A 26,603-nucleotide genomic window follows, 5' to 3' on the forward strand; every position below is an offset into this window, starting at 1 on the left:
GTGCAGATCTTTCTCCACACTAGTTCCTTATTTGACTACGCCTCTGCTTCTACCAGAGTTTCAGCTGTTTTTTTCTTTTTCAGCAGCAGCTTGAGCTCTCTTTTATATTTTCTCTTAGTAAGGATGTAAAGAAAATCTCCCTGCTCAATTTGGGTGTTGCCTGTTGGAGTAATTAACTCATCTTTACGAATGATTGCATTGACCAGTGCGCCTTCAGGAAACGGGATCTCCATCAGATTTTGCCCGATAATGAATGCATCATCTTCTATTTCGAATTCAATCATTTCAGCATCTGCTTTTCCAAGGGAAACCAATTCCAGGGAATGCATGGGAGTAGCCTTCTCAGGCCCAGTAAGACCGAGCTTTTCGGCTAACAATGTAATCGTTGACCCCTGGATAAGAGCGCTTGTCAGAACAACGAAGAAGACAACATTGAAAATTTCGTGACTTCCTTCCACACCAGATAACAGCGGGAAAGTGGCCAGCACGATTGGCACAGCTCCTTTTAATCCTGCCCAAGATAAGAAGATCAATTCCTTCATTGAGAAGCCCATCTTGATGGTGGTTAAGAACACAGCAGCAGGTCTGGCAACAAATATAAGAAGAGCTGAAAGAGCCAGGCCTTTTAGCAAAATGTCAGATTGGAAAAGCTCATTCGGGAAGACCAGGAGACCCAAAATAACGAACATCGCAATTTGCATCATCCAGGCAAACCCTTCTGTAAAACGGAAAACAGAGTGGCGATAGGCAATGTCTGCGTTTCCTATCATAATACCCGCCACATATACAGCAAGAAGGCCGCTGCCTCCCAGATAAGCTGTTATTCCATATGTCAGCATGGCAAATCCTGTTGCAAACACAGGATAAAGCCCGCTTGAATCCAAGTTAATTTTATTCAATGACCATATTGCGAATTTGCCAAACAGGAGACCGGCTATTGCTCCCACTCCCATTTGGATAAAGAAGGAACCAACAAGCGAGAAAATGCCGGAGCCGGGAGTCATGATTAATTCAATCATGGCAACTGTCAGGAATACTGCCATGGGATCATTGGAGCCAGATTCGGCTTCCAATGTTGCGGAAATCCTGGATTTTATATTTTGCCCTTTCAATACAGCAAAAACGGCAGCTGCATCAGTCGATCCGACAATCGCGCCAAAAAGCACCGCGACAGTCCAATCCACCCCAAGAATAAACTTTGCCGCCACAGCAACAAGACCAGTGGTAATCACAACACCTAAGGTTGCCAGTGATAAGGAAGGTGCAATGACCGTCCGAGCTGTTTTCCAGTTCGTCTGCAGTCCACCTTCAAACAAAATAATGATAAAGGCCAAAACCCCAATCATCTGAGCAATTCTCGCATTATCAAAATAAATGAATTGCCCTAATCCCATCCCGACCGCGATAAAGAGAACAAGAGCAGGCACGCCGAGCCGTGCAGAAAATTTAGTTGTCATAACTCCAGTAATAAACAGAATAGCAGCCAATAGGATAAGTGCATCTGTGTGCCAAATAAATTCAGCCAATACGAATCACCTTCTTTATTTAGATTTAATTAAAGGATATAGATTATAAAAAATGTTTTATTATTGTTGAGGAATTCTTTTTATGAATCAGTAAAGCTGTATGAAAGGAGACAATATCATGCAAAATTAAGTCTCAGTTTGTTCAGACTTAAGTGACTTTTTTACAACGGAGAATTTGCCTTGCTTTTGAACAATTTCTTTTAAAGTGAAGAATGACTTGTGTTCTTTACGAAAAAGGCAGAATTTAATGTTAGCCAGTGTAATGCCCGGAGAAGTGATGACAACAGTTCATGACGGATCTTTAGCATGGTGAAGAGCTGCTGTAAGAATAGAAGTGACAGTGAGCCGCGAGCTTTGTTTCCAGCATAAGATTATCTTTTGCCGCTTCCGCTGTCTTTATCGTTTTTTTAATGTAACATAAATACATCATAACATATATTATGTAACATTGCACTTCATATGCATGCTTTTAATAAAAATCGGACTTGCCATTAGGCAAATCCGCTAAATTTCTTTAGATAGATGAATCATCTCATCTTCCAGTTTATACTCCTTATATCCGCAGCATTTATAGAGGTTTACCGCACTATTCCAGGCAATATTTGTTTCGAGGACAACTTTTCTGTAACCGGCTGCTTTGGCGCGTTCCTCCAGTTGCCGTACCATCATACTGGCAATGCCCTGACCCCGGAATTCCTTTTTTACAGACATTCGCTGCAGCCTGCATTCCCCATTGCCTTCATTGGTCACTGCACCCGTACACACCAATTCATTTTCAATCAAACCAGCCAGAAAAAGGGTACCCTCACCGTTATATGTTTCTGTAAGGTAATTCAAATCAGAATTTAACGAATGGTCAATAAATCCGAAGCGTTCCTTGAATCCATTCAGTATTAATTCTTTTGCAGCAGTCTCGTGATCTTTTGAGATCTGTACAATCTTTAAATCCGATTTAATCATTTTCAGCTCAGCAGCAGCCAGTTTTTTATCGCATACCTCAGGCATACCCCCATTAATTGTTTTTCCATTGACAGTAGTGGTTTTCATAGATTCTCCTGTTTTTTCCTTTTATAATAAGATATTAGCAGTAAAAAGAAAATTCTTTTTAGAAAGTTAAAATAAGCGGAGCTTCTCTCTAGAACTTTTGCTGCTCTGAATACATTCAAGTTTGCGCATCCCCGGGACAAAAAAACGTTTTACTTTATTCCGTACGCCTCAAGTCTTAGCTGAATTTAAAGCTGGGGCTCAATGTGCATGAATTGGGATTAACATAAAATATAATTAAGAAATTTATGAAGGAAAGCAGGGGTTCATAGTGAAAAGGATTTTCGCCATTTTTATCATTTTAATCTGTTCTTATTTGCTCTTTACCGGCGTAAACAGCTGGCTCAGTTCTGGAGGAAACAGTACCGAAGCTTCTCTCAGCAAGAGGACAGATCATATCAGCATAGATGTATCAAGTTCAGATACAGTCATTATTCCTGAAAAGAGAAATGATGTTAGAGCAGTGCTTGACGGTAAAGGGAAAGTGACCGTAAATAAGTCAGGAAACGAAGTTCGTGTAGAATACAAAAGAAAATGGCTGGACGGCTTTCAGTTTTTCAATAATAAAAGCAATCTGAGGATTTACATTCCTGAAGATTTCAATAAGTCCATGTCAATTGACATTGGTTCTGGCCGTCTGAATTTTGCCGGTGAATCTAAAAGCAAGCCTTTCGAGCTTGAGAGTCTGGATGTTCATATGAGCTCCGGCAAAGTCAGCCTTGCCAACATTAAGACTGATGAATTTGAGCATGAAGGTTCATCAGGGATGATGGAAGCAGATCATATAACTACCCGTGCAGGAGAAATAGATATGAGTTCCGGCAAAGTAAAGATCCGCAACTACCAGGGCAAGCTTGATGCCGGAGTATCGTCGGGACAGCTGGATATAATGGTCGGCAAACTGATTGACTCAATTAAAGTGGAAGCAAGTTCAGGCTTTGTCCGTCTTGATTTGCCTGATGATGCGGGCTTCACCTTAAAGGGCAAAGCAAGCAGCGGCCATATCAGCAGCAATATTGAATTGGATGATGAGAAACGCGATAAAAATGATATTTCCGGCAAACATGGATCTGGAGAACATGACATCCGTATCTCTGTCTCCAGCGGAAAAGCTGAAATTAATTAACTGCTGCATTGAAGTCCGGGAAACCGGGCTTTTTTTAATGCTGAATGAGGATTAAGACTCGACAGCATGGGGAAATAGTCTTATACCATTATTTTGACAAGCGAAATCTCACAAAGGAGTGTGAATCTTGAAGAAAGCTATTTTACTGGCATCCATTCTGCTGTCAGGCTGCTCTTCACCATCCTGGATTCCCGGCCAGGAAAGTGAAACTGAATCCGCAGAGCAGGAGGACGGCAAAGTGTTAATTGATGCCCCTCATTATTCGCAAAAGCCTGAGCTTGAAAGAGGATGTGAAGTAACCAGCCTTGCCATGCTCCTGAATCATGCAGGAGAAGAGACCAGTAAAATGGAATTAGCCGAAAAAATAAACCGTGTTCCTTTCGAAATGGATGGCTATAGGGGAAACATTCATAAAGGCTTTGTTGGCAATATGCAGACATTGGATGAACCTGGACTCGGTGCCTACCATGAACCCGTTGCAGAACTGGCTGAAAGCCATTTGCCCGGAAAAATTGAAGACCTGACAGGCAGCGGGTTCGACAAAGTAATCGAGCAGCTTGATGACGGGAGACCAGTCTGGGTGATCATCACCAGCACTTACGACGTATTGCCTGATTCAGAATGGGAAACCTGGGAAACTAAAGATGGCCCGGTCAAAATAACCTACCGAATGCATGCTGTATTAGTCACAGGCTATGATGAAGATCATATCTATGCAAACGATCCGCTTAAGGAGAAAAATACCCAATACCAAAAGGACAAGTTCATTGCCGGATGGGAACAGATGGGAAGACAGGCAATCACTTATGTGGATAAATAAAAATCGCGAATGTATGGGGATAATTTTTTGTCTCGATCAAGATCACCTATGTGGATAACTCTATTATTTCCTTGGATTATCCACTTAATGTGGATGAATCGGACAAAAAACACCTTATATTGTGGATACTTCTGAAAAATTGAAAAAGTCAATGAATTAGTTATGCACATTTTGAAATATGGGAAGCTCTAAAATAAAAATCATCCTCAATCCGCGGATGATTTGTGAATTACAAATTTTTAACTAAGCCGAAAGCTTCGGCCAGCAGTTTGTAAGAATTTAGCTTGTCTTGAAAGCCATGAATATTGGTAATGACCATAAACTCATCTGTTCCGTAGATTTCGCTGAGCAGCTTCAATTCCTCTTTTATTTTTGCTGGGGTACCAACTAACATCCGTTGGCGGTTTTCAGTAATTTTTCCTTTTTCCACATGTGTGAGCTGGATACCTTCAGCTTCTATGCTTGGGATTAATCTCGTATCTCTCCCTTTTTCAACTGCCAGAAGCCACAGATCCTGGCTCAAAGCCAGCTTCTCGGCCTCTTCCTGTGTCTCAGCGCATACAACAAAAATACACACATTTGCTTTCGGCTCAGACAAAGCTGCTGAAGGCTGGAATTGGCTGAAATATGTATCCATTGCTCTCTTTCCATTGGCAGGATTGATAAAGTGGCCATACGTAAAGGCAGCTCCATGTTCTGCTGCCAGTCTTGCTCCGCGATGCGTGATTCCAAGAAGCCATAATAATGCAGGATCTTCAGCCTGCGGAAAAGCTTTCACTTGCTGATAAGGATGGCCTTCTGGAAGCTCTTTGTTCAAAAATCCCAGCAAATCCCTAAGCTGTCTCGGAAACTCATTCAGACTTTTCCTTACTCCATCTGTCAGGGCAAGCCGGGTGGATGCGGATCCTCCGGGAGACCTTCCAATGCCCAGATCAATTCGTCCTGGAAATAGAGTTTGGAGCACATTAAAATTTTCGGCAATTTTATAAGGGCTGTATTGCGGCAGAAGGATTCCGCCTGAACCGACCTTAATGCGGCTGGTGCTTGATGCAATATGGGAGATAAGAATTTCCGGTGAGGAGCCAGCCATTCCATTCGAATTATGATGCTCAGCCACCCAAAAACGGGTGTAGCCAAGCTCTTCTGCCACTTGGGCAAGCTTGACTGTTTTACGAAAAGCTTCAGCTGCAGTATCCCCTTTTGCCACGACAGATTGATCCAAAACACTGAGCTTCATTAGAACTCCCCCTTTTATTGAAGATGATCTTATCACAAGGGATGCAGTTTCCTCAAATGTCCCGGCTGCGCAAGCGATTTATTAGGAAATTTACAGCCTTTCTGGTAGTATATGAATGATTTTTTTTAAGGAGGAAAAACGATGCATACATTAAAAGGCAAAACAGCTCTAATCACAGGAGCAGGCAGAGGGATCGGGCGTGCAGCAGCTATCGCGCTTGCGAAAGAAGGCGTCAATATTGGTTTGCTTGGCCGCACGATTGAAAATCTTGAAAAAATGGCGGATGAACTTAGCCAGTACGATGTGAATGTATCTGCTGCTGCAGCCGATGTTGCCGACCTTGAAGCCGTTACTCATGCAGTCGAGCATATTAAGTCAGACCTTGGCTCTGTGGATATCCTGATCAACAATGCCGGAATTGCCAAGTTTGGAGGATTCCTGGAGCTATCTCCTGATGAGTGGGAAAGCATCATCCAGGTCAACTTGATGGGTGTTTATAATGTTACAAGAGCCGTTCTTCCTGAAATGATCGAACAGAAGTCCGGAGACATTATCAACATTGCATCCACAGCCGGCCAAAAAGGCGCACCTGTCACTAGTGCATACAGCGCATCCAAATTTGCCGTTTTAGGCTTAACAGAATCCCTGATGCTTGAGGTTCGAAAGCATAATATTCGAGTTAGCGCATTGACTCCAAGCACGGTTGCCACTGATCTTGCGATTGAAACAAACCTGACAGACGGCAACCCGGAAAAGGTTATGCAGCCGGAAGACCTCGCAGAATTCATGGTAGCACAGCTGAAATTGAACCCTCGGGTGTTTGTGAAGACAGCAGGCATGTGGTCGACAAATCCGTAAGATTTTGGAGGAGCCCCTATCGCTTTATGATTGGGGCTTTATTTTTCTTTTTGAATTAAACTCTTTCTCCATCAAAAATAGACTGCCTTAAAGACAGTCTCGACATACATTAATTTGCACTTCTTTTAAACGGCCACCAGTTTGCCTGGCCGAAGTTCTTGACCATAACCGGAATAAACAACGGCAGCACTACCAGTGCATAAAGCATTAATCCGACCAGAACGATAGACGCGATCTGCAATAGCGACAGCATCCCGGATGGCATCATGGCCGCGAATGTTCCGCCAAGGATAACAGCAGCTGAGATAATAACTGTGCCCATCTTTTTCATGGACAACAGCATTGCATCTGCAATTGAAAGGTCACGATATTCATTAAAGCGGTCCATTAAGAAAATGCTATAATCAACGCCAAGTGCGACCAAAATAACGAATGCAAAGAATGGAACCGCCCAGCTGATGCCCGAATATCCAAGCAGGTTTACAAAAATCGCTTCATTCATTGCCATACTTGTATAGTAGGTCAAAATCAATGAACCAATTAAATAGATTGGCATGATAATAGACCTGAAAAGGAACACAAGAATAATCGAAATACCAAGCAGCATCAATACAACTGTACGGGAATAATCCTGATCTGACATCGTGCTCAAATCAGCATTCGTACTTGTTATCCCTCCTACTGCGACAACCGCATTTTCAAGCTTGGTCCCTTTTGTCGCTCTTTCCACCGCTTCTTTAATTTCATCCACCTGGTTAATGGCTTCGTTGGAATAAGGATTTGCTTCTAGCACTACATCCATTGTCATGACTTTTCGGTCCTCCGACAAATAGACATCAAACACCTGGGCAAACTCTTCATCCTCCAGAACTTCAGGCGGCAGATAGAAACCATCCATATTTTCCGAATTTGATAGACCTGCCAGATAATCCTGTGCCGAACCGAGACCTTCAGACACCTGTTCCAGCCCATCTGCACTCTGGCCAAGACCATCTGTCAGCTGGCTGATTTGTCCGCCAAGACCGCTGAATCCTGCGAGCAGCTGTTCCTGCCCGCCATTGATTCCTGCTAAACCATTTGTCAGCTTCGGAAAATTATCGACGATTTGCCCCTGCCCGTCAGCAAGCTGATTGAGGCCAGCCTGCTGGGCTTCGATTCCGTCGATTAGCTGCTGAAGGCCTGCAGCTAATTCTTTTTGGCCCGATATGGCAGTTCCAAAGTTTCTATTCGCTTCGGCCAAGCCAGTCTGCAGCTTTGTTAAGCCACCATTAGCAGCATTAATCCCTTCGGAAACCTTTGGAAGCTGCTGCTGCAGGCCTGCAACCTGACCTTTAATAGCTTGGTACTGGGGATCTTGGGCCAATGCTGGGTCATTTGTTTCAACATAGCCAAACAGTGCATCATTCGCCTGTTTGATGCCATCCGATAGCTGATTTACATTCGTCTGGATTTCTTTATAACCTGCAATTAGTGAAGGAATTAACTGTTCCGCTGACTGATATCCAACTAGCAGCTTCTGGTATCCGGCAAGAAGCTCTTCGGCACCAGCCTTGGATTTTTCCAAGCCATCTTTAATTTGATCTGAACCCACAGACCCCTGGCGAATTCCATCTTCAATTTTTGCAAGGTTCGTCTGAATTTCACCAAGTCCGGACTTGATTTCATTGGTGCCAGAGATCAAATCGTTGATGCCTTTTGTGGAATTCTGCAGCTCAGGCTCTGATTTGGACAGTTCGCTGCTTGCTTCATTTAAGCCGTCTGAAATTTTATTTAATCCGTCCTTACCTTCTCCAAGGCCTTCTTCAAGAGTCTCAGCTTGTTTGGCAACAAAGAAGTCTTCGATTGGCTCTCCAGTTGGTCTTGTGACAGATCGGACTGTATCCACCAGATTTACTTTTTCAACCTCTCGGCTGATTTTTTCAGCCAGGCCTACATATTCTGCGGAATCCATTTCCTCATCGTTTTTCAAGACGATTTGCGTTGGCATGGATTCTCCTGGCCCAAAGCTGTCAGCAATGGCATTAAACGCTTTAATGGAATTAACATCTCCTCCGATTTCCTCAAGGGAGTTGTAAGAAAGTTCTCCGTCATATGTCACCAGGAACGGCACACAAACGGCTGCCACTATAAGCAATGCCACGAATGGACGCGCAAGAGAGAATCGCCCGACTGTACCCCATAGCTTGCTTTCTCCATGCTCGGCACTCTTTTTCGAAGGCCAGAAAATTTTCTGCCCCAGCACCGCCATAAAGAATGGCACAATGGTAAATAAAGCAATTAATAATATTGCTACACCAATGGCCACAGCTGCTGCTGACTGATAAAGAATAAATTGCGAGAAGCCAATTGCAGCAAAGCCAATCATAACAGCCAAGCCGCTGAAAAATACTGTGCGGCCTGCATTCCGGTATGTTGCCACAATGGCATCCGCTGTGCTTTCATTGTAGGAAAGTTCTTCTTTAAAGCGGCTTAGCAGCAGGATACAATAGTCTGTTCCAATCCCAAACAGAATTGCCACAAGGAAAATCTGAGTATAGTTTGAAATTGGAAAATCCAGTCTATCCACTAAAAATGCCACAATGGATTGTGAGGCAAGATAGGTAAATCCAACTGTCAGCAGCGGGATAATGGGCGCAACCACTGATCGGAATACCAGCAGCAAAACAACCAGAATAAAGACGACTGTGATTCCTTCCGTCTTTTTCAGTCCTTCCTGCGAACTGTTCATGAGATCTTCATTGATCAGCCATTCACTCGTATAATAATGATCTACCTTTGCATCATCAATAGCTGAGTAAAGCTCTTCACTCAGCTCAGCTGGCTCACGGTCGTTCCAGCTTACATTGACAGAGGTCAGAATGGACTTGCCATCCTCTGAAACAAGCTGATCTTTCAAGCTTTCTTCATTAAAGTGGGTAAGAATTTCCGTAATTCCCATTTCGCCGCTTTTTTCTTCAAGCGTTCGGACAGCTTTCTCCGCTTCTTGGATTTCTTCTTCTGTCAGCTTTTTATCATTATGAAAAACAAGTGCGACCTGGGTCTCATCCCCGCCGCCTTCCTGCTTCTGCACTTCTTGCATGATATCCCCGGCAAGTGTGGATGAATACTCTTCAGGCACAGTAATCTGCCCTTTGTCACGGACCAGATCTGCCATGTTTGGCGCTGCCATAAACAAGCCGGCAACCACTGCGATCCAAACGACAATGACAAGCCATTTTCTTTTAATAATTGAATACACTCTTTAATCCCCCGCTTTGTTTTCTGATAAAGTGAAACTTCAATCAGTGGGGGTTCTCTCCCCCCACTGATTGTTAGTTGAACCAATCGGGCCTATACGGGCAGTTTGACTCCCGCTCATACTCCTTCGATTGCTCCTGAGTCTAGAACGGGAGCCTTACTGCCCGTTAGACTGCGATAGTACTTTATCCAATTTTTCAAAGGTTTCAATGAACTGCTGGATTTCGGCCTGATCAAATCTGTTTATCAGCGATTCTACAAGGTTATGAATCTTTTCTTCTGCTTTGACGTACAACTCATTCCCTTTTTCGGTAAGAGTCAGATAGACAACCCTGCGATCATTTTCATCTCGTGTTCGCTGAATCAGCCCTTTTTCCCACATGCGCGTGATCATCGCCGTAATCGCGCTCTTTTTCACGTCAAACACTTCTGCAAGCTCTGACGAAGTACAAGATCCCACCTGATTTATGTACCTCAGTGTAAAATGCTGGTCATTGGTCAGATCGCTGCCTATTTGATTTTTCACAAGTGACGCAGCCTTTTTCTCAACGGAAAAAGAAACGGCAATATACCGGTCGACCAAATCCTTAATATTTGGCACATTCACTTATATATTCACCTCACAAAGTAATTATTCTATCGTTTAACTGTTCAACTGTTTAACTATTAACGTAGTTAACTTTAATACAGGGGAAGATGGTTGTCAATTAAACTTCATCAAAAGGAATAAAATAACGTTTTCCTTTTTTATTTCCTGCACTGTACCCAGGACCCTGATCAGCAAATATAATTTCCAGCAAAAAAGACCCCATCTCTGGAGCCTTGTCCGTTAAAATTCGATTTGAATCTTTTCCGCATCTTGAATCTTCTTCCCATCAGCACTAAACACATCGCTGGTGGTGATTTCGAAATGTGTCAAATCCGATTCTTCTATAATAAAGCCAACATTGCCAGCTTTGGTTTCGTTTGGCCCAATTTCTTCTGTTAGCCCATCAAGGTAAATATCCTTTTCCCAGGTGATTTGCTCACCTTTACTTGTTTCAAGGATGGCTGCCGGGGCAAAGTTCACTTTTTGATCTGAAGTGTTCTTTATTTCAACAAAGACTTTAACAAAATCAAATTCCTCGTCATGCGTCAGGGTATGAAAATAATCCACTAAGCTGTAGTCTGGCTTCAAATGCATTACTTTTGCATCTGTCACTTTCATTTCAATGGGGCCGATACTATGAATACCATTAACGTTTTTTGTTTTTTTCAAAGTAAGTTCACCTTTTTCGTCCAGGTGAGTCTGTCCTGCTTTTTCCAACTGCCGATCATCCGGAACCTGAGGGTTTGGTGCATAATTTTTCACAGTTTCACTTTTTTCCGGAGCTTCAGCACTGACATCAGAAGGCTGTTCCGGCGCGTTTGAGCATCCAAATAAAACAAACGATAAGAGAGCAATCATTGTTATCAGTTTTTTCATGATGATCCCCCTTCCATTGGTGTAAAAAGTTCCCGCTGCTCCTTGAAAGCAGCGGGAGATGATACATTATTTATCTTCAACTTTTACATTGGACTTCAATATTTCAAAAATCAATTTAGCATGGTCTGTATTTTCGATTTGCCCTGCAAAGCGGTCGCTTGAAGGGCCAAATGCATATACTGGCACGTCTTCACCAGTATGGCCGCCAGTTGTCCAGCCAGTATGTGATCGCTCATTAAAGATTTCCTCAATCGCGTTATCAATATCTGTTACATTCTTCGTTTCGGCAGCATCTTTAACAGATTGGATCTCTTCACCAGTTAGATCAAGGTCGATATATTGGTTCAAAGTTTTTTCTGCATCTGCACCTTTTACAATTTCCGCTGCCATAAAGTCAGGTGTACGCTTTGCTGCTTTAATTGGCTCGCTGAACCAATTATAGATGCCGTCAGAACCGATGGAATAGCCCCCAGTTGAGTGGTCAGCAGTTGCAACAACAAGGGTATGCTTGTCCTTTTTTGCAAAATCAATAGCTGCTTTGAATGCCTTTTCGAAGTCTTCCATTTCGCTCATTGCCCCAACTATATCATTATCATGGCCAGCCCAGTCTACCTGGCTGCCCTCTACCATCAGGAAGAAACCGTCTTTATCCTTGTTCAGACGCTGGATTGCAGAACTCGTCATTTCTTCCAATGAAGGAGTATCTTCTGTGCGGTCAATCATTTTTGGCAAGCCGCGCTCTGCAAATAAACCAAGAACCTGCTCATTGTCATCCGCAAATAACTGGTCGCGGTCTGTTACATAGCTGAATCCATCCTTCTTAAACTCTTCTGTAAGATTTCTGTCATTGCGGACAAATAAATCTGTGCCTCCGCCAAGAAGTACATCTACCTTATGATCGCCATTGATAAGGTCATCATAGTAATCATCCGCAATGGCATTCATATTCTTGCGGCTTTCGTCATGGGAGCCGAATGATGCAGGAGTCGCATGCGTAATTTCAGAGGTTGCCACAAGTCCTGTTGCTTTTCCTTTCTCTTTTGCAGCTTCCAAAACGGTTTTCACTTCTGATCCATCGTTATCTACGGCAATCGCATTGTTATAAGTTTTAATGCCTGCAGACATTGCTGTTGCTGCAGATGCGGAGTCTGTTACATTTTGTTCCGGATCTTCCGGGTAAGTCATTTGCTGGCCGACCAAATATTTATCCAGCTCGGAACGCTCAACAAATTTTGTGCTTGGGTCGTCTTTCATATAACGGTATGCAGATGTATAAGATACTCCCATTCCATCACCGATAAGGAAAATTACATTCTTAATTTTTCTATTATCTTCGTTCCCTTTTGCTTCTGTATGCTGAACTGTACCCATCAGTCCTCCAAACGCAACTGCAGAAGCAGCAAGAACCGGAATTGCTTTTTTTGTCAATTTCTTTAATCTCATTCTAGTAATCCTCCCTGTTGTTTTTAACCACAATTAAAAGTATAGTGACAGTGTGTAAATGGAAGATTAATAGAATGTAAAGATTAGAGGGCACTTATGTAAAGACCTGGTCTTTGCTTTCTTGGAATTTTTTGTGTAAAATCCATTAACAAATGAAAGTGTTGAAGGAGCGATTTTTTATGAAAGTTTTGGCCCTGCTGGGAAGCACAAGAGAAAATGGCAACTCCGAATTCATGGCAAAAAAAATAGTAGAAGGCACTGAACATACCCTTGTTCAGCTGTCTGAAATGCATATTGAACCGATTATTGATAAGAGGCATGCAGCAGGCGGTTTTTCACCGGTAAAAGACGATTATGAGCAATTAATTCAGCATATGCTGTCACATGATGTTTTTCTATTTGCCACGCCTCTGTATTGGTATGGGATGAGCGGTCCGATGAAGGATTTCTTTGATCGCTGGTCACAGTATCTAAGGGATGAACGCTTTAACCTGAAAGAAGAGCTGGCAAAGAAGAAAGCTTACGTTGTTATTACAGGCGGCAGCAGCGCGAAAGTAAAAGGACTTCCCCTTGTTCAGCAATTTCAATATATCTTCGAGTTTGTAGGCATGGAGTTTGCTGACTATATCATTGGAAGCGGAGTAAAGCCGGGAGAAGTTAAAGAGGACACTCTTGCTTTAGCCAAGGCCGAACAGTGGAATACATTGTTTTCAAAATAAAAAGGCGGACTCACCGGTCCGCCTTTTTTTTCATATCACGATTCCTGTCTTACCCTGGAATCTTTATTCAGCTGATTTTCCCCATCAGGGTCTAAATATAATTTCCTGCTTGGCATAGCTACATAAACACGCTCATTTTCAAGAATGTCCATGATCTCAAAATTAATTTCTTCCTTAATTTTCAGGAATTCTCCCCAATTTGTCGTTTTGGTAAAGAAATAAAGGAAGATATCGAGTCCATTTTCTTTGTAGTCGTCAAAGGTCACAAGAATGGTTTCCGGGTGTATATCGGGATGATTTTTTAACAGATACTCGATCTGCCCTACCACATTCGCCATTTGATCTTTCGTTGTATCATGAGTAACGCGCAATCTGAAGCTGATTTGCCTTTTCCCCATCTTGCTCCAGTTTGTAATCGATTCATTGGCTAAAGTAGCATTTGGAACTGTGACCAGCGCCTGGGCAAATGTCCTTACCCTGGTGCTTCGAAAAGAAATATCTTCAACTGTTCCCTCCACACTTGGCGTCATAATCCAATCGCCAATCGTGAACGGCTTTTCAGTAATGATGACAAATCCGCCAAACAAATTGCCCAGTACATCCTTGGCAGCAAAAGCAATGGCGACTCCGCCTAATCCAAGTCCAGCAACAAAGCCATTAACATCATAATCAAATTCCTGGGCAACCACGCTGATACTGATTGCCACAATAACAACTCTCAAGGACTTTGATATAAATGGAATGAGAATATCATCAATTTCCAGATTATACCTAACCTTTAAACTGGTAAAAAGGGCAGATGATGCAGCTGCCATATTGTACAAGCCCCAGGTAATCATAATGATAACAGACGCTCTAATAATATCTAAAAACAAGGAATTATGCTGGTTTAAGTGAGGAAAATAACCGACAGAAACATAGATTCCTATAATGATAAATAACCACTGAATCGGCTTTTGAAATGAAACAAAAATATGTGAGAAAAAGTCATTTGGCGCTTTTCTGCTAAGCCTTAATAATAGTGTAAATACATATTTGGTGAAAAGCTTCCGGAAAAGGAGAAACAGCAGGAAAATCCCAATTGATATTCCCAGATCCACCAATATATCTTCATTCATGTAAGTTTCCCAGAACATATGAATAACCTCCTTGATGCTATTTGTTATCATAACATAATTCTATAAGACAGGTTATCATACGAAATTCCCTAAAAAACGCATTGGAAAAACCTTTCTTCATCCGAAGAGCTTGCCCAGTTCAATCCCCAGCAAAGCCAGGAATATTCCGCCGCCATAGCTCAATACATTATAAAGGATGAGCTCCTTTTTCCTTTTATCCAAATGGAGCTGTATTGCTTCCAGCTTAAATGTAGAAAAAGTAGTGAAAGCTCCCATAAAACCAGTGCCGATCAGCATAAAAAGACTGCCTTCTATTCCTGAGCCCACCATGATTCCAAGAAGAAGGGAACCACTTAAGTTAATAACAAGCGTAGCTGCAGGGAACCTCGACACAATCCTTTTATTTATAACCTGACTGACCCACAGCCGGCATATCGCTCCAAAGAAACCGCCCATCCCCACCATCAGAAAATGAAACATACTCATTCTGCTTCTTCTCCTTTCGTGACTCGGAATCCTAGTAGGCTCATCCATAATCCGCCAAAAATGCTGGCTGCAACATACAAAACTGCCAGTGCTGTCTTTCCATCGAGAAAGAGTGTTACCGTTTCAACACTTAAGGTTGAAAAAGTCGTAAAGGAGCCAACAAAACCAGTTCCCAGAGCTGTTTTTAAATGGGCTGGCAAGGAAAAACGCACAAGCAGACCCGTCATAAGCCAAGCGAGAAGAAAACTTCCCAGCAAATTAACCATCAAAGTAGCAAATGGAAAAACCGCACTCTCATGAAAGAGGAAAATACCAATGGAGTACCTCAAAGAGGCTCCAAGAAATCCTGCAGCCCCAACTAATAAATAAACCATCCCTATCCCTCCCTTTTTTCTTAGTTTGTCCAATATAAAAAGACTCCTGCCAGCTACCTCACAACTGACAGGAGTCATTAGCCTAAAGGCGGTTAAAGGTGAACTCCATCACCTATTACTTGTTATCTTCATTAACACTATAAAACATATGAACAGGGATTAAAAGACCTTTAAAAAATCTTCTTTAACAACATCATCACTATCAAGGCGAAAATCCTGGTCTCGTCATCCACCTCATATTGGTTTCGGTCAATTTATATGTCCTCCTGTTAAATTTCTTGTAGCAAAAGTATTGAATTACTATTCTCGCAGAACAAATACTCAGCACATTTTATTCAAGTAACATTGCCTCATCCCCAACTCTTATCTCACCACATCGTTCAACTTTTGCCCAAACCCCAAACATTGCAGCATGGTTAGTTGCCAAGGTTTTCAATATACGAGCATCCTGCTTTAGTTCCTCTTGAGGATTGTTTACCATAATACACCTTTGAAGCGGGGCAATAATTTTCAGGGTAACACTTTCTCCTACTTGAATTAGCCGATCCACCCATTCATCCTCAAGATACCCTGTTGCTTCTGTTTCGATTACTAGGTTTGCCCGAAATCGGCGAGAGTCTGCTATTTCCCCTAAATCCTTACTTAACATTTTTAACGCAGAGGTTGTGATGATACTTATGGGCCCTTCATCAAAATGTGATATTGACTCTTCCTTTGCCAATGTACAGCTCACTTAGTGCCTTGTTTACCCTTTCCTGATCACCTCGATATTCTGTTCCATCGGGCATAGTGATAAGGGGGGTGTCCCGCTCATATTTTGCTTTAAAGTTAAACAAGCCTTCCATCTGCTGAAAGCGCAGTGTAGTCTTTCCACTGCCAAATTTTCCATCCTCATTTTTAATTGCCCATAAACGGTCTCCGAGTATACCTCGACTATCAACTGGGGCAGAGGATAAAGACTCCCCCAAAACTGATTTCACTGGAAACCTATTGATTTCTTGGACTCTTCCAATACGTTCATTCTTTTGATTCAAAGTCTATCCCCCGTATTTGGCCTAAACCTGCAGTTCGTAAGATTAACTCTCCTTCATTTTACTTCGTATCCCTTTAAACTTGATCAATAGCAAGTTCGACAAAAAAGAGCGTTAACCCTTTTTGGATCACCGGGAACCGTAACTTATTTATATTTATTAAAAAGTGAGATAAGAAGGCAAGACCAATCTTATTGAAGAAAAACACCGTTAGGTAAGTAAGGAAAAAACAGTATCAGGTAATTGATGCGGGGTTAAAAAGCGTGTTGAAATATTTATACAAACACAACAGCCAGTGATTTTGTCTGCGGAATATTACTGTGGGCTTTAAGAATGTAACTTCAAATTTTTACGATTGGAAGAGGACACCATATTGCAATGTCCCCAATCATTAAAGTGACTTCTCGAAATGCATTAGCACTTCTCTTTGTTTCGAAAGATAGAGTTACACTTAACTTTATTCAATGCATTTAAAGCATAACATTGTCAAAAACACTTTAAAGAATCATATAGTTTAAGTTACAACAAATAAAAAACCACCAAATATGTATTTGGTGGAGACGGAGGGAGTCGAACCCTCGTCCAGAAATATCGGCACTTAAGCTTCTACGAGTGTAGTCGATATATTCGCAATTCGCTGATCCTTATGCCTATCGACGGGCGTCCGGCCAGCTAGCCTGGTTGTTCTCTTCCTTCATCCTCAGGCGGTGGAATCCGGCGTAGCCCACTAAGAGTGAGTCCGCTACCCTACCACATGGGCTATGGAGGGGCGAACCGCTAAAGGCCTATTAGGCAGCTAAAGCGAAGTTGTTTTGAGTTTTGCCAGTTATTGGCTTTGACGTTTTAACGAGGCCGATCCCCTCGACTCGCAACCTAAGCTCGAACTATCCCTGTCGAATCCGTAGCGTCCCCATTATAATAGGTCTGCGTCGAATCTTATTCAGCACGCTGACGTTCGGATAAGCTCGAATAGATGAGCTAAAGATTGTGTCACTCGCTGTGACAATTACTATTATAGCACACTGAACTAATTTTTCAATTGTAAGGTTCTGGGTTTACATTTTCTGCCTTTCACGGAAAGCACGCTCTACTTCACGCTTGGCTTCTTTCTTCTTCAGATCCTCACGCTTGTCATATTTCTTTTTCCCCCTTGCCAGGCCAATTAAAACTTTTGCATAACCATTTTTAAGATACATTTTTAATGGAACGATCGAATAGCCGACTTCCTTTGACTCGCCAATCAGCTTGCTGATTTCTTTTCTATGCAAAAGAAGCTTTCTTGTCCTTAGCGGATCGTGATTGTAGCGGTTTCCCTGCTCATAAGGACTGACATGCATGCCGAAAAGATAGATTTCATTGTTTTGAATTCTGGCATATGAGTCCTTCAGATTCACCTTGCCCGCACGGATCGATTTAATTTCCGTCCCCTGCAGAACAATGCCTGCTTCATATGTTTCTTCTATAGCATAGTCATGATAGGCCTTTTTATTTTGCGCAACCATTTTGCCAGTTCCTTTTGGCATGTTGAATCCCCCTTTGCTCCTCTTTCCTGAAATCAGGAAATGCAGCATCCGTTCTATAGCGGTCTCTCTATTATAGCAAAATTGCGTGCCCCTCTCAACGAGTAGCCCTGCTGTGAAGGGAAAGAGAGAGCCTTTTCGGCCCTCCCAATTTTCTTTACCTCTTCTTTTTCTTCCGCTTTGCTTTTGGCGCATTTTCGTAATGCTTTTTCTCTTTTTTCTTTCTCGGGCCGCCTGAACTGTTTCCATTTCCCTGGTCAGTCTTACTTCTGCGCGGCTTTTTCTCGGTGCTGCCTGTCTTGAACACCTTTGGAGCTTCACGTGGTTCCCGTCTGCGGGTTCCCTTCATGCCGACGATTTCAAAATCAATCGAGCGTTCGTCTTTATTTACATTGACGACACGAACAGTGATCTCGTCGCCTATGCGGAACACATTGCCCGTACGCTCGCCAATCATCGCCATCTGGCGCTCGTCATAGCGGTAATAATCGTCCGTCATATAGCTGACATGAATAAGGCCTTCAATCGTGTTTGGAAGCTCGACAAACATTCCAAAATTCGTAACGGAACTGATGATCCCATCATATTCTTCGCCAATTTTATCAGCCATATATTCCGCTTTCTTAAGCTCATCTGTTTCGCGTTCCGCTTCCACTGCACGGCGCTCCATATTGGAAGAATGCTCAGCAATATCCGGGAGCTGTACATTCCACTTTTCCCTTGTCGCCTGATCCAGCTTGCCTTCAATTAAATAGGTGCGGATTAGTCTGTGGACAATTAAGTCCGGGTAACGGCGAATCGGTGATGTGAAGTGTGTGTAAAACTCTGTTGATAACCCGAAATGGCCCAGGCTCTCTTCATAATATTTCGCCTGCTGCATGGAGCGGAGCATCACTGTGGATACAACCATTTCTTCCGGCTTTCCCTGAACCTCTTCAATGATTTCCTGAAGAGCACGCGGGTGAACGGAATTGGCTGTTCCTTTTACAATATAGCCAAAGTTCGTGATGAACTCGAAAAATCTTCTCAGCTTATCTTCCTTCGGATCTTCATGGATACGGTAAATGAAAGGTACATCCATCCAATGGAAGTGCTCAGCAACGGTTTCATTGGCTGCGAGCATAAACTCTTCAATTAGGCGCTCCGCAATCGAGCGTTCGCGCAATGCCACCTCTGTCGGATTGCCCTCTTCATCCACAATGACTTTCGCTTCTTTAAAATCAAAGTCGATGGCTCCGCGATGCATTCTCTTATTACGCAAGATCAGAGAAAGCTCCTTCATCAGCTCGAACATCGGCACAAGCGGCTGGTACCTGTTGATAAGTTCTTCGTCCTGCTCTTCCAAAATCTTATTCACATCTGAATAAGTCATCCGTTCCGTTGTTTTGATCACACTCTGGAAAATCTCGTGATTCACCACTTCCCCATCCGGTGTGATTTCCATCTCACAAGAAAGGGTAAGACGGTCCACTTTCGGATTCAAAGAACAGATACCGTTTGATAAGCGATGCGGAATCATCGGAATCACCCGGTCCACTAAATACACGGAGGTTGCCCGCTCTTCAGCCTCCCGGTCGATTGGTGAATCTTCGCGTACATAATACGTTACATCTGCAATATGGACACCAAGTCTGTAATGTCCGTTTTCAAGCTTTTGGACCATTACTGCGTCATCAAGGTCTTTCGCATCAGCACCGTCAATGGTAACGATGACTTCGTTCCTAAGATCCCGGCGGTTTTCCAATTCACTTGGATCAATCGTATCCGGCGTTTCTTCAGCTTGCTTAAGCACCTCATCCGGAAACTCAAGCGGAAGGCCATGCTTGTGAATAACAGATAGAATATCCACACCCGGGTCATTTTTATGCCCGAGAATGTCAATAACTTCTCCTTCTGCACTCTTTCTGCCTTCTGGATAAGTGGTCAGTTTTACAACGACCTTGTGCCCTTCAACAGCGCCTTTTGATGCTGCTTTGGGGATAAAAATATCACTGGCAAACTTTTTATCATCCGGGATAACAAATCCAAAATGCTTACTTTCCGTATAAGTTCCGACAATTTGTGTCACACCGCGCTCTAAGATGCGGACAATTGTACCTTCCCGCCTCTGCCCTGAACTCTCAGTCGTCACACGCGCAAGAACGATATCGCCATTTAAAGCATTATTCGTTTCATTGGGCGGGATAAAAATATCATCCATTCCCTGCTCTTCCGGAATGACAAAGGCAAATCCCTTTGCATGGCCGGAAAGCTTGCCGCGGATAAGATTCATTTTTTCCGGCAAGCCGTAGCGATTGCTTCTCGTCCTGACGACAAGCCCTTTTTCCTCCATGACAACAAGTGCCTTGACGAAATCTTTGAAGCCTGTGGAATCCTCTATTCCAAACCCAGCTTCAAGCTCCTGAACCGTCAATGGCTTATACGCTTCATCTTTCATATAATGAAGCAGCTTGTCGATCAGTTGTTGTATACTATTTTCCATATCTTCATCCCTCCTTGGGGAGTTTTTCTTCTGGTATTATTCTTCCCAATCAAGCTTTTCTAAAAACCCATACACATCTTCGTGCAGCTGATCACGCTCTTTATCGAGAGTAATCACGTGCCCGGATTCTTCGTACCACTTCAGCTGCTTTAAGTCATTCTCCACTTCATTAAAAATGATATTAGCACTGTCCGTGTTGATCATATGGTCATGTCGTGCCTGTACAACAAATGTTGGGGAGTAAATCATATCCACATGATTTCGCACATCCGCGATCAGCTCCTGGAGTGCCTTTAATGTATTCATCGGTTTTTTTTGGAACTCTTCCATTTCCTGTTCAATTTGTTCTTCCGGCTTACCTTCAAGTCTCTTATATTCTCTCGCGTAGCTCAGAATTCCTTCATACATGACTTCTTCGCTTTTTATGTACATAGGTGCGCACATCGGAACAATACCCTTTACAGGTACAGTGTAACCCAATTTAAGGGAAAATACGCCGCCAAGGGAAAGTCCGGCCACTGCAATTTCTTTATGTCCCTTGTTTTTTAGAAATTCATACCCTTCCACCACATCTTTCCACCAGTCTTCCGGGCCTGTATGAACCAGCTCTTCTGGCGGAACTCCATGTCCCTTATACTGCGGGGCATGGCAGGTGTATCCCTTCGTTTCAAGAAATCTTGCCATCATTCTTACATCTGCTGTATTTCCGGTAAAACCATGCAGCAGCAGGACTGCTCTTTTTCCATTTCCAAATGTAAACGGTTTTGGCGCCACAACTCTCATTGATAAAACTCCTTTTACCTTTATAATTCCTATATTTTTATTAATCAAACGTGTGATTAAATCTGCATTCCTTATTTTTAGCAAACAGCGGGGCAACATGCCAATAAAAAAGCTTTCTTATGTAAAAAATGTGAACGTTAGCCAAAATAGGCAAATGTACAGAGCCAAAAATAAAAGCCTGACCTTCTGAAGGCCAGGCGCTGCATTCATTTATATCGCGAAATAAGAAACTAAAACAGTAAGGATAAAGAATAAAACAGAAAGAACGATCGTGATGCGGTGAAGAATCAGATCAATCCCGCGTGCTTTTTGCTTTCCAAAAAGCTGCTCAGCTCCCCCTGAAATGGCACCGGAAAGACCTGCGCTTTTACCAGACTGAAGGAGTACAACTACAATTAGGCCAATCGAAACTATGACTAAAAGGGTAATCAATAATGTATGCATGAAGCCACCTCCTGAAAACGTACAATCACATTATTCTTAATTTATCACATTTTTATTGCATAAACAATAAGATTTTGGCAGGACCTGTTAGTTGGAAGGACTTTTATAGCAGCTGAGAGAATTTATATTGTGAAAGGAATGATGCCGTTGATCATAAAAGAGAGGAAAATATCAAATTTTATTCTAAGCATTAATGCCTGAGTAGACTCCCGCTATCACAGCCAAAAAGGGGTCTCATCGAAAGTGATTAACGAAGCGAAAAGCAGGTATTCGCGGAGAAGAGGCTGTGGATTACTTTTTAAAAGATTAACCTGAGTTCATAATCGTTAAAGATACTCGGCTTTCCAATGGCAACGGAGACTTCTTTCAAATCGATATGCTTCTCCTATGCCCAAACTTCCTTCTTATCCTCGAAATTAAGAACATCTCCGGCACTATTTATTTTGACCCCGCATTTAACCAGCTGATTCAGAGCAAGCAAGAAAAGGAAAGGAAAGAGGTTTTCTCGATCCTTTAATACAAGCTAAAAGGCAGCAAAAGGAACTTGGAAAATGGCTGGCTGGTCATAAGATTCACTCACCCATTGAATATCTTGTTGTAATCAGTAATCCTTCTACTGTTATCAAGACTTCCTCTTATCACAAATTGGCCATAGAAAAGGTGCTGCATGCGAGCCATTTGAGAGAAAGGATAGATAAACTAAAGGAGAACTATCCGGCAGAGACATTAACAGACAGAGAGATCAGAAAGTTAAGCAGAGCTATTACAAAAAAGAATATCCCTGCGAATTACAATGTCCTAAAATACTATGACATTGATATAAAAGAGATTATTACCGGCATTCAATGTCCTGAATGCAGCAGATTTTCAATGAAAAGGATGCTGGGCACCTGGAAATACAGTAATTGCCATACTGCTGATAAGGAAGCACATATTAGAACCCTCCATGATTACCTTCTTTCGATTAGTTCCTCCATTACGAATCAGCAATTTCGGGAATTCACCCATTTATCTTCCTCAAATATTGCCAAAAAGCTGCTTACTGCGCTGAAACTTCCCTTTTCCAGTTCATATAAAGACCGAACCTATCAATTATCTGCCGATTTTTTTGAGAGACTCCATTTTACCGGCCGAAAATGAATATTTACCGGCCAATATTTGATTTTTACCGGCCAAAACCGGGAAAATGCCGGCCAAACTGTCCTATTTACCGGCCAACATCAAAAAAACAGCCGCCCCACGCGGGACGGCTGCACAAGCAAGATTACTTGCTCAAGTTATAGAAGGATTTTAATCCATCATATACAGCTAAATCGCCAAGCTCGTCTTCGATGCGAAGAAGCTGGTTGTATTTAGCAATACGGTCTGTACGTGACATTGAACCAGTTTTGATTTGGCCAGCGTTTGTTGCAACAGCGATGTCAGCGATTGTAGCATCTTCTGTTTCACCAGAACGGTGAGATACAACTGCTGTGTAGCCGGCACGCTTCGCCATTTCGATTGCTTCGAATGTTTCCGTTAAAGTACCGATTTGGTTTACTTTGATCAGGATTGAGTTGCCTACGCCCTGCTCGATTCCTTGAGCAAGCTTCTTCGTGTTTGTAACGAATAAGTCGTCACCAACAAGCTGAACTTTTCCGCCGATGCGATCAGTTAATAGCTTGTGTCCTTCCCAGTCGTTTTCGTCAAGACCATCTTCAATTGAGATGATTGGGAACTCGTTTACAAGCTCTTCGTAGAAGTTAACCATGTCTTCTGAAGTTAAGCCAGTACGGCCTTCGCCTGCAAGATCGTATTTGCCAGTTTCTTTGTTGAAGAACTCAGAAGAAGCAACATCCATTGCAAGGTAGATGTCTTTGCCTGCTTCGTAGCCAGCATTTGTGATAGCTTCAATGATGACTTCAAGAGCTTCACGGTTAGAGCCAAGGTTTGGAGCGAATCCGCCTTCATCACCTACAGCTGTGTTCAGGCCTTTGCCAGATAAAACTTTTTTCAATGAATGGAAAACTTCAGCACCCATACGGATTGCTTCTTTAAAAGTAGGAGCTCCTACAGGCATGATCATGAATTCCTGGAAGTCCACGTTGTTGTCAGCGTGAGATCCGCCGTTGATGATGTTCATCATTGGTGTTGGAAGCTGCTTCGCATTGAAGCCTCCAAGGTAACGGTATAACGGAAGTCCTACAGACTCGGCAGCAGCATGTGCACAAGCCATGGATACGCCAAGGATCGCATTCGCGCCAAGCTTGCCTTTGTTTTCAGTTCCATCTAATGCGATCATCGTGCGGTCGATGCCAACCTGGTCAGTTACATCTAGACCAATAACAGCGTCAGCAATTAGGTTGTTTACGTTGTCTACTGCTTTTTGAACGCCTTTTCCAAGGTAACGGGACTTGTCGCCGTCACGAAGTTCTACTGCTTCGTGCTCACCAGTGGACGCTCCAGAAGGAACGATGGCACGGCCAAAAAATCCTGATTCTGTTAAAACTTCAACTTCAACTGTTGGGTTACCGCGGGAATCTAATACTTCACGAGCATATACTTGTTCGATAAATGGCATAGTAATTCTCTCCTTTTTTATAAATAATCTTTTATTTTTTCAATAAAGAGGTTCCTGTCATTTCTTCAGGTTTTTCCAATCCAAGCAGGTCCAGGACAGTTGGAGCAAGGTCTCCTAAAATTCCGTCTGTACGGAGCTCTGCACCATCCTGTGTAACGATGACTGGAACTGGGTTTGTTGTATGAGCGGTCATTGGGCTGCCTTCCAAGGTAACAACTTCATCAGCGTTGCCATGGTCAGCTGTGATAATCGCTTTTCCGCCTTTAGAAATAATCAAATCAACAATTTTGCCAAGGCATTCGTCAACTGTTTCAACCGCCTTGATCGTTGGCTCAAGCATGCCTGAGTGCCCCACCATGTCCGGGTTAGCAAAGTTCAGGATGATCGCATCGAAATTATCAGCCTCTATTTCCTTCAGCAACGCGTCCGTTACTTCATAAGCGCTCATTTCAGGCTTAAGGTCATAGGTAGCTACTTTCGGTGAATCGATCAGGATCCGCTCTTCGCCAGGGAATTTCTCTTCACGTCCGCCGCTCATAAAGAACGTCACATGAGGGTACTTTTCTGTTTCCGCAATGCGGAGCTGTGTTTTTCCATTTTGCGCCAGAACTTCACCAAGGGTGTTATCAAGGTTGGTCGGTTTGAACGCTACATATCCGTCAACTGTTTCACTGAAGTGGGTTAAACAAACGAAGAACAAGTTCTCAGGATGTCCTGGCCCTCTATCAAATGAACGGAAGTCTTTATTTGTAAAAGTGTTCGAAATCTGGATTGCCCGATCCGGACGGAAGTTATAGAAAATGACTGCATCATTTTTCTTAATTGTTGCAACCGGTTTACCATCTTCTGCTGTTATGACAGATGGAATGACGAACTCATCAAAGATACCATTCTTATAGTTATCTTCAACTAAATCCAGGGGATCGCTGTATGATGGGCCATCGCCATACACCATGGAACGGTATGACTTTTCAACTCGCTCCCAGCGTTTGTCGCGGTCCATGGAATAATAGCGTCCAGAAATCGTCGCAAATTCGCCGACTCCGTATTCCTTCATTTTTTCCTGCGTTTCTTTAATGTAGCCTGCTGCTGTTTGCGGGCCAACATCACGTCCATCCAGGAACCCATGAACATAGACATTCTTCACGCCTTCTTCAGCAGCCATGCGAAGCAGTGCGAATAAGTGCTGAATATGGCTGTGAACGCCTCCATCTGAAAGAAGTCCCATCAAATGAAGATCCGTGCCATTCTTTTTGACATGGTCAATCGCAGAACGGAACGTTTCGTTTTTCTCAAAATGTCCTTCACGAATGGCCACGTTTACTCTTGTTAAGCTCTGATAAACAATCCGGCCTGCACCAATGTTTAAGTGGCCTACTTCAGAGTTTCCCATCTGCCCTTCCGGAAGACCTACTGCTTCGCCGCTGGCTGTCAGAGTTGCGTTAGGGTAGGTATTCCAGTAGCGTTCGAAGTTTGGCTTCTTTGCCTGGGCAACGGCATTTCCCATCCGCTCTCCACGCAATGCGAAGCCATCTAAGATGATTAATGCAACTGGAGATTTACTCATTCTTGCCTGCCTCCAATAATTGAAGGAATGATTGCGGCTCAAGGCTTGCGCCGCCTACAAGAGCTCCATCAATATCAGGCTGGCTCATATATTCTTTAATATTTGCAGGCTTTACGCTTCCGCCGTACTGAATGCGGACTGCATCTGCTGCAACTTGGGAAAATTGCTTCGCAACTACAGAGCGGATATGTGCACATACCTCATTCGCATCTGCCGATGTTGAAGACTTGCCAGTTCCGATTGCCCAGATTGGCTCATACGCAATAACAGTCTGCTTTACCTGATCTTCAGTTAGACCATTAAGAGCCTTTTCCACCTGAGAGCCTACAAGATCCATTGTTTCGCCCTTTTCACGCTGTTCAAGCGATTCACCGACACAAACGATAGGAGTTAAATTGTATTTAAAAGCAGCCAGAGTTTTTTTGTTAACGGCCTCGTCTGTTTCATTAAACATTTCCCGGCGCTCGGAATGACCAAGGATTACATATTTTACCCCAAGGTCTTCAAGTGCCACAGGGCTGATTTCGCCTGTAAAAGCACCACTTTCTTCAAAGTGCATGTTTTGCGCGCCGATTTCAACATCATAACCCTTTGCGCTATCCACAAGGCGTTCCAGGAATAGTGCAGGGGCACATACAACTGTTTCTACCTGCTCTTTCCCCGGTACTAAGCCATTGATTTCTTCAAGAAATACTTTCGCTTCCGGAAGTGTTTTATGCATTTTCCAGTTTCCTGCGATAATTGGTTTACGCATGTTGCACGT

Annotated in this window: 25 protein-coding genes, 1 other RNA gene and 1 riboswitch; of the genes, 6 read left to right on the plus strand and 20 right to left on the minus strand. The window is 43.0% G+C overall.

Annotation, left to right across the window (positions count from 1 at the left end; all coding sequences use genetic code 11):
* Nucleotides 1–35: 35 nt before the first annotated feature.
* Both AC0VZ9_RS24045 and AC0VZ9_RS24050 read right to left on the minus strand, forming a co-directional pair.
* On the minus strand, nt 36–1,526 hold the full coding sequence (locus AC0VZ9_RS24045; protein ID WP_475396795.1) for a potassium/proton antiporter: 1,491 nt from the start codon (nt 1,524–1,526) through the stop codon (nt 36–38).
* A gap of 504 nt (nt 1,527–2,030) precedes the next feature.
* Nucleotides 2,031–2,573 carry a GNAT family N-acetyltransferase gene (locus AC0VZ9_RS24050; RefSeq protein WP_475396796.1) on the minus strand — a complete coding sequence of 181 codons (543 nt, stop codon included), beginning with the start codon at nt 2,571–2,573 and terminating at the stop codon, nt 2,031–2,033.
* A gap of 268 nt (nt 2,574–2,841) precedes the next feature.
* Here AC0VZ9_RS24050 and liaG point away from each other — a divergent pair, with 268 nt between their 5' ends.
* Complete coding sequence (gene liaG / locus AC0VZ9_RS24055) at nt 2,842–3,696, plus strand: LiaG family protein (protein WP_009331787.1); 855 nt, start codon at nt 2,842–2,844, stop codon at nt 3,694–3,696.
* Between the two features lie 127 nt (nt 3,697–3,823).
* Entirely contained in the window at nt 3,824–4,516 is a 693-nt protein-coding gene (locus AC0VZ9_RS24060) for a C39 family peptidase (RefSeq protein WP_251264569.1), read from the plus strand.
* Nucleotides 4,517–4,745: 229 nt separating this feature from the next.
* Here the strand turns inward: AC0VZ9_RS24060 and AC0VZ9_RS24065 are convergent, their stop codons facing one another.
* A complete protein-coding gene (locus AC0VZ9_RS24065; protein ID WP_475396797.1) occupies nt 4,746–5,753 on the minus strand; it encodes an LLM class flavin-dependent oxidoreductase in 1,008 nt (335 codons plus the stop codon).
* A 141-nt stretch (nt 5,754–5,894) separates the two neighbouring features.
* Here AC0VZ9_RS24065 and AC0VZ9_RS24070 point away from each other — a divergent pair, with 141 nt between their 5' ends.
* Nucleotides 5,895–6,611, plus strand: a complete 717-nt coding sequence (locus AC0VZ9_RS24070) for a 3-ketoacyl-ACP reductase (protein WP_009331790.1) — start codon at nt 5,895–5,897, stop codon at nt 6,609–6,611.
* 109 nt (nt 6,612–6,720) lie between these two features.
* Here the strand turns inward: AC0VZ9_RS24070 and AC0VZ9_RS24075 are convergent, their stop codons facing one another.
* From AC0VZ9_RS24075 to AC0VZ9_RS24090, 4 genes are all read right to left on the minus strand, one after another.
* Nucleotides 6,721–9,849 (minus strand): MMPL family transporter, encoded by a 3,129-nt coding sequence (locus AC0VZ9_RS24075; protein WP_475396798.1) that lies wholly within the window; start codon nt 9,847–9,849, stop codon nt 6,721–6,723.
* A gap of 156 nt (nt 9,850–10,005) precedes the next feature.
* Entirely contained in the window at nt 10,006–10,455 is a 450-nt protein-coding gene (locus AC0VZ9_RS24080; protein WP_009331792.1) for a MarR family winged helix-turn-helix transcriptional regulator, read from the minus strand.
* Nucleotides 10,456–10,677: 222 nt separating this feature from the next.
* Nucleotides 10,678–11,313 (minus strand): DUF4352 domain-containing protein, encoded by a 636-nt coding sequence (locus AC0VZ9_RS24085; RefSeq protein ID WP_251156272.1) that lies wholly within the window; start codon nt 11,311–11,313, stop codon nt 10,678–10,680.
* A 66-nt stretch (nt 11,314–11,379) separates the two neighbouring features.
* Nucleotides 11,380–12,756 carry an alkaline phosphatase gene (locus AC0VZ9_RS24090; protein WP_009331801.1) on the minus strand — a complete coding sequence of 459 codons (1,377 nt, stop codon included), beginning with the start codon at nt 12,754–12,756 and terminating at the stop codon, nt 11,380–11,382.
* Between the two features lie 179 nt (nt 12,757–12,935).
* On the opposite strand from AC0VZ9_RS24090, the gene AC0VZ9_RS24095 reads away from it, so the two are divergent.
* Nucleotides 12,936–13,475 carry a flavodoxin family protein gene (locus tag AC0VZ9_RS24095; protein ID WP_251156270.1) on the plus strand — a complete coding sequence of 180 codons (540 nt, stop codon included), beginning with the start codon at nt 12,936–12,938 and terminating at the stop codon, nt 13,473–13,475.
* Between the two features lie 35 nt (nt 13,476–13,510).
* Here the strand turns inward: AC0VZ9_RS24095 and AC0VZ9_RS24100 are convergent, their stop codons facing one another.
* From AC0VZ9_RS24100 to secG, 10 genes are all read right to left on the minus strand, one after another.
* Entirely contained in the window at nt 13,511–14,611 is a 1,101-nt protein-coding gene (locus AC0VZ9_RS24100; RefSeq protein ID WP_251266878.1) for a mechanosensitive ion channel family protein, read from the minus strand.
* A 99-nt stretch (nt 14,612–14,710) separates the two neighbouring features.
* On the minus strand, nt 14,711–15,079 hold the full coding sequence (gene crcB / locus AC0VZ9_RS24105; protein WP_251266877.1) for a fluoride efflux transporter CrcB: 369 nt from the start codon (nt 15,077–15,079) through the stop codon (nt 14,711–14,713).
* Complete coding sequence (locus AC0VZ9_RS24110) at nt 15,076–15,453, minus strand: fluoride efflux transporter FluC (protein WP_251266876.1); 378 nt, start codon at nt 15,451–15,453, stop codon at nt 15,076–15,078. The genes crcB and AC0VZ9_RS24110 overlap by 4 nt, the downstream gene beginning before the upstream one ends.
* A gap of 61 nt (nt 15,454–15,514) precedes the next feature.
* Nucleotides 15,515–15,575: riboswitch (Fluoride riboswitch) on the minus strand.
* Between the two features lie 209 nt (nt 15,576–15,784).
* Nucleotides 15,785–16,174, minus strand: coding sequence for an MOSC domain-containing protein (locus AC0VZ9_RS24115; protein ID WP_475396799.1), 390 nt, complete (start codon nt 16,172–16,174; stop codon nt 15,785–15,787).
* Nucleotides 16,143–16,487 carry an MOSC N-terminal beta barrel domain-containing protein gene (locus tag AC0VZ9_RS24120; RefSeq protein WP_475396800.1) on the minus strand — a complete coding sequence of 115 codons (345 nt, stop codon included), beginning with the start codon at nt 16,485–16,487 and terminating at the stop codon, nt 16,143–16,145. The genes AC0VZ9_RS24115 and AC0VZ9_RS24120 overlap by 32 nt, the downstream gene beginning before the upstream one ends.
* Nucleotides 16,488–17,036: 549 nt before the next feature.
* Nucleotides 17,037–17,396: a transfer-messenger RNA gene (gene ssrA / locus AC0VZ9_RS24125) on the minus strand.
* Between the two features lie 143 nt (nt 17,397–17,539).
* On the minus strand, nt 17,540–18,007 hold the full coding sequence (gene smpB, locus AC0VZ9_RS24130) for an SsrA-binding protein SmpB (protein WP_009331807.1): 468 nt from the start codon (nt 18,005–18,007) through the stop codon (nt 17,540–17,542).
* Between the two features lie 154 nt (nt 18,008–18,161).
* On the minus strand, nt 18,162–20,486 hold the full coding sequence (gene rnr / locus AC0VZ9_RS24135; RefSeq protein WP_475396801.1) for a ribonuclease R: 2,325 nt from the start codon (nt 20,484–20,486) through the stop codon (nt 18,162–18,164).
* Between the two features lie 36 nt (nt 20,487–20,522).
* Nucleotides 20,523–21,269: an alpha/beta hydrolase gene (locus tag AC0VZ9_RS24140; RefSeq protein ID WP_192907866.1), complete on the minus strand. Its 747-nt coding sequence runs from the start codon at nt 21,267–21,269 to the stop codon at nt 20,523–20,525.
* Between the two features lie 210 nt (nt 21,270–21,479).
* Nucleotides 21,480–21,713: a preprotein translocase subunit SecG gene (secG, locus tag AC0VZ9_RS24145; protein ID WP_009331810.1), complete on the minus strand. Its 234-nt coding sequence runs from the start codon at nt 21,711–21,713 to the stop codon at nt 21,480–21,482.
* A gap of 322 nt (nt 21,714–22,035) precedes the next feature.
* On the opposite strand from secG, the gene AC0VZ9_RS24150 reads away from it, so the two are divergent.
* Complete coding sequence (locus AC0VZ9_RS24150; protein ID WP_475397523.1) at nt 22,036–22,230, plus strand: nuclease-related domain-containing protein; 195 nt, start codon at nt 22,036–22,038, stop codon at nt 22,228–22,230.
* A gap of 161 nt (nt 22,231–22,391) precedes the next feature.
* Nucleotides 22,392–22,853, plus strand: coding sequence for a hypothetical protein (locus AC0VZ9_RS24155; protein ID WP_475396802.1), 462 nt, complete (start codon nt 22,392–22,394; stop codon nt 22,851–22,853).
* Between the two features lie 124 nt (nt 22,854–22,977).
* Here AC0VZ9_RS24155 and eno read toward each other — a convergent pair whose 3' ends face one another.
* Genes eno through tpiA form a run of 3 tightly spaced genes read right to left on the minus strand, consistent with a single transcriptional unit; the run spans nt 22,978 to nt 26,594 of the window.
* Nucleotides 22,978–24,273 carry a phosphopyruvate hydratase gene (gene eno / locus AC0VZ9_RS24160; protein ID WP_019383296.1) on the minus strand — a complete coding sequence of 432 codons (1,296 nt, stop codon included), beginning with the start codon at nt 24,271–24,273 and terminating at the stop codon, nt 22,978–22,980.
* Between the two features lie 31 nt (nt 24,274–24,304).
* On the minus strand, nt 24,305–25,840 hold the full coding sequence (gpmI, locus tag AC0VZ9_RS24165; protein WP_009331814.1) for a 2,3-bisphosphoglycerate-independent phosphoglycerate mutase: 1,536 nt from the start codon (nt 25,838–25,840) through the stop codon (nt 24,305–24,307).
* Nucleotides 25,833–26,594, minus strand: a complete 762-nt coding sequence (gene tpiA, locus AC0VZ9_RS24170) for a triose-phosphate isomerase (protein WP_019383298.1) — start codon at nt 26,592–26,594, stop codon at nt 25,833–25,835. The genes gpmI and tpiA overlap by 8 nt, the downstream gene beginning before the upstream one ends.
* Nucleotides 26,595–26,603: the final 9 nt, after the last annotated feature.

It is taken from the genome of Cytobacillus sp. QJM3NY_8 (assembly GCF_056173585.1).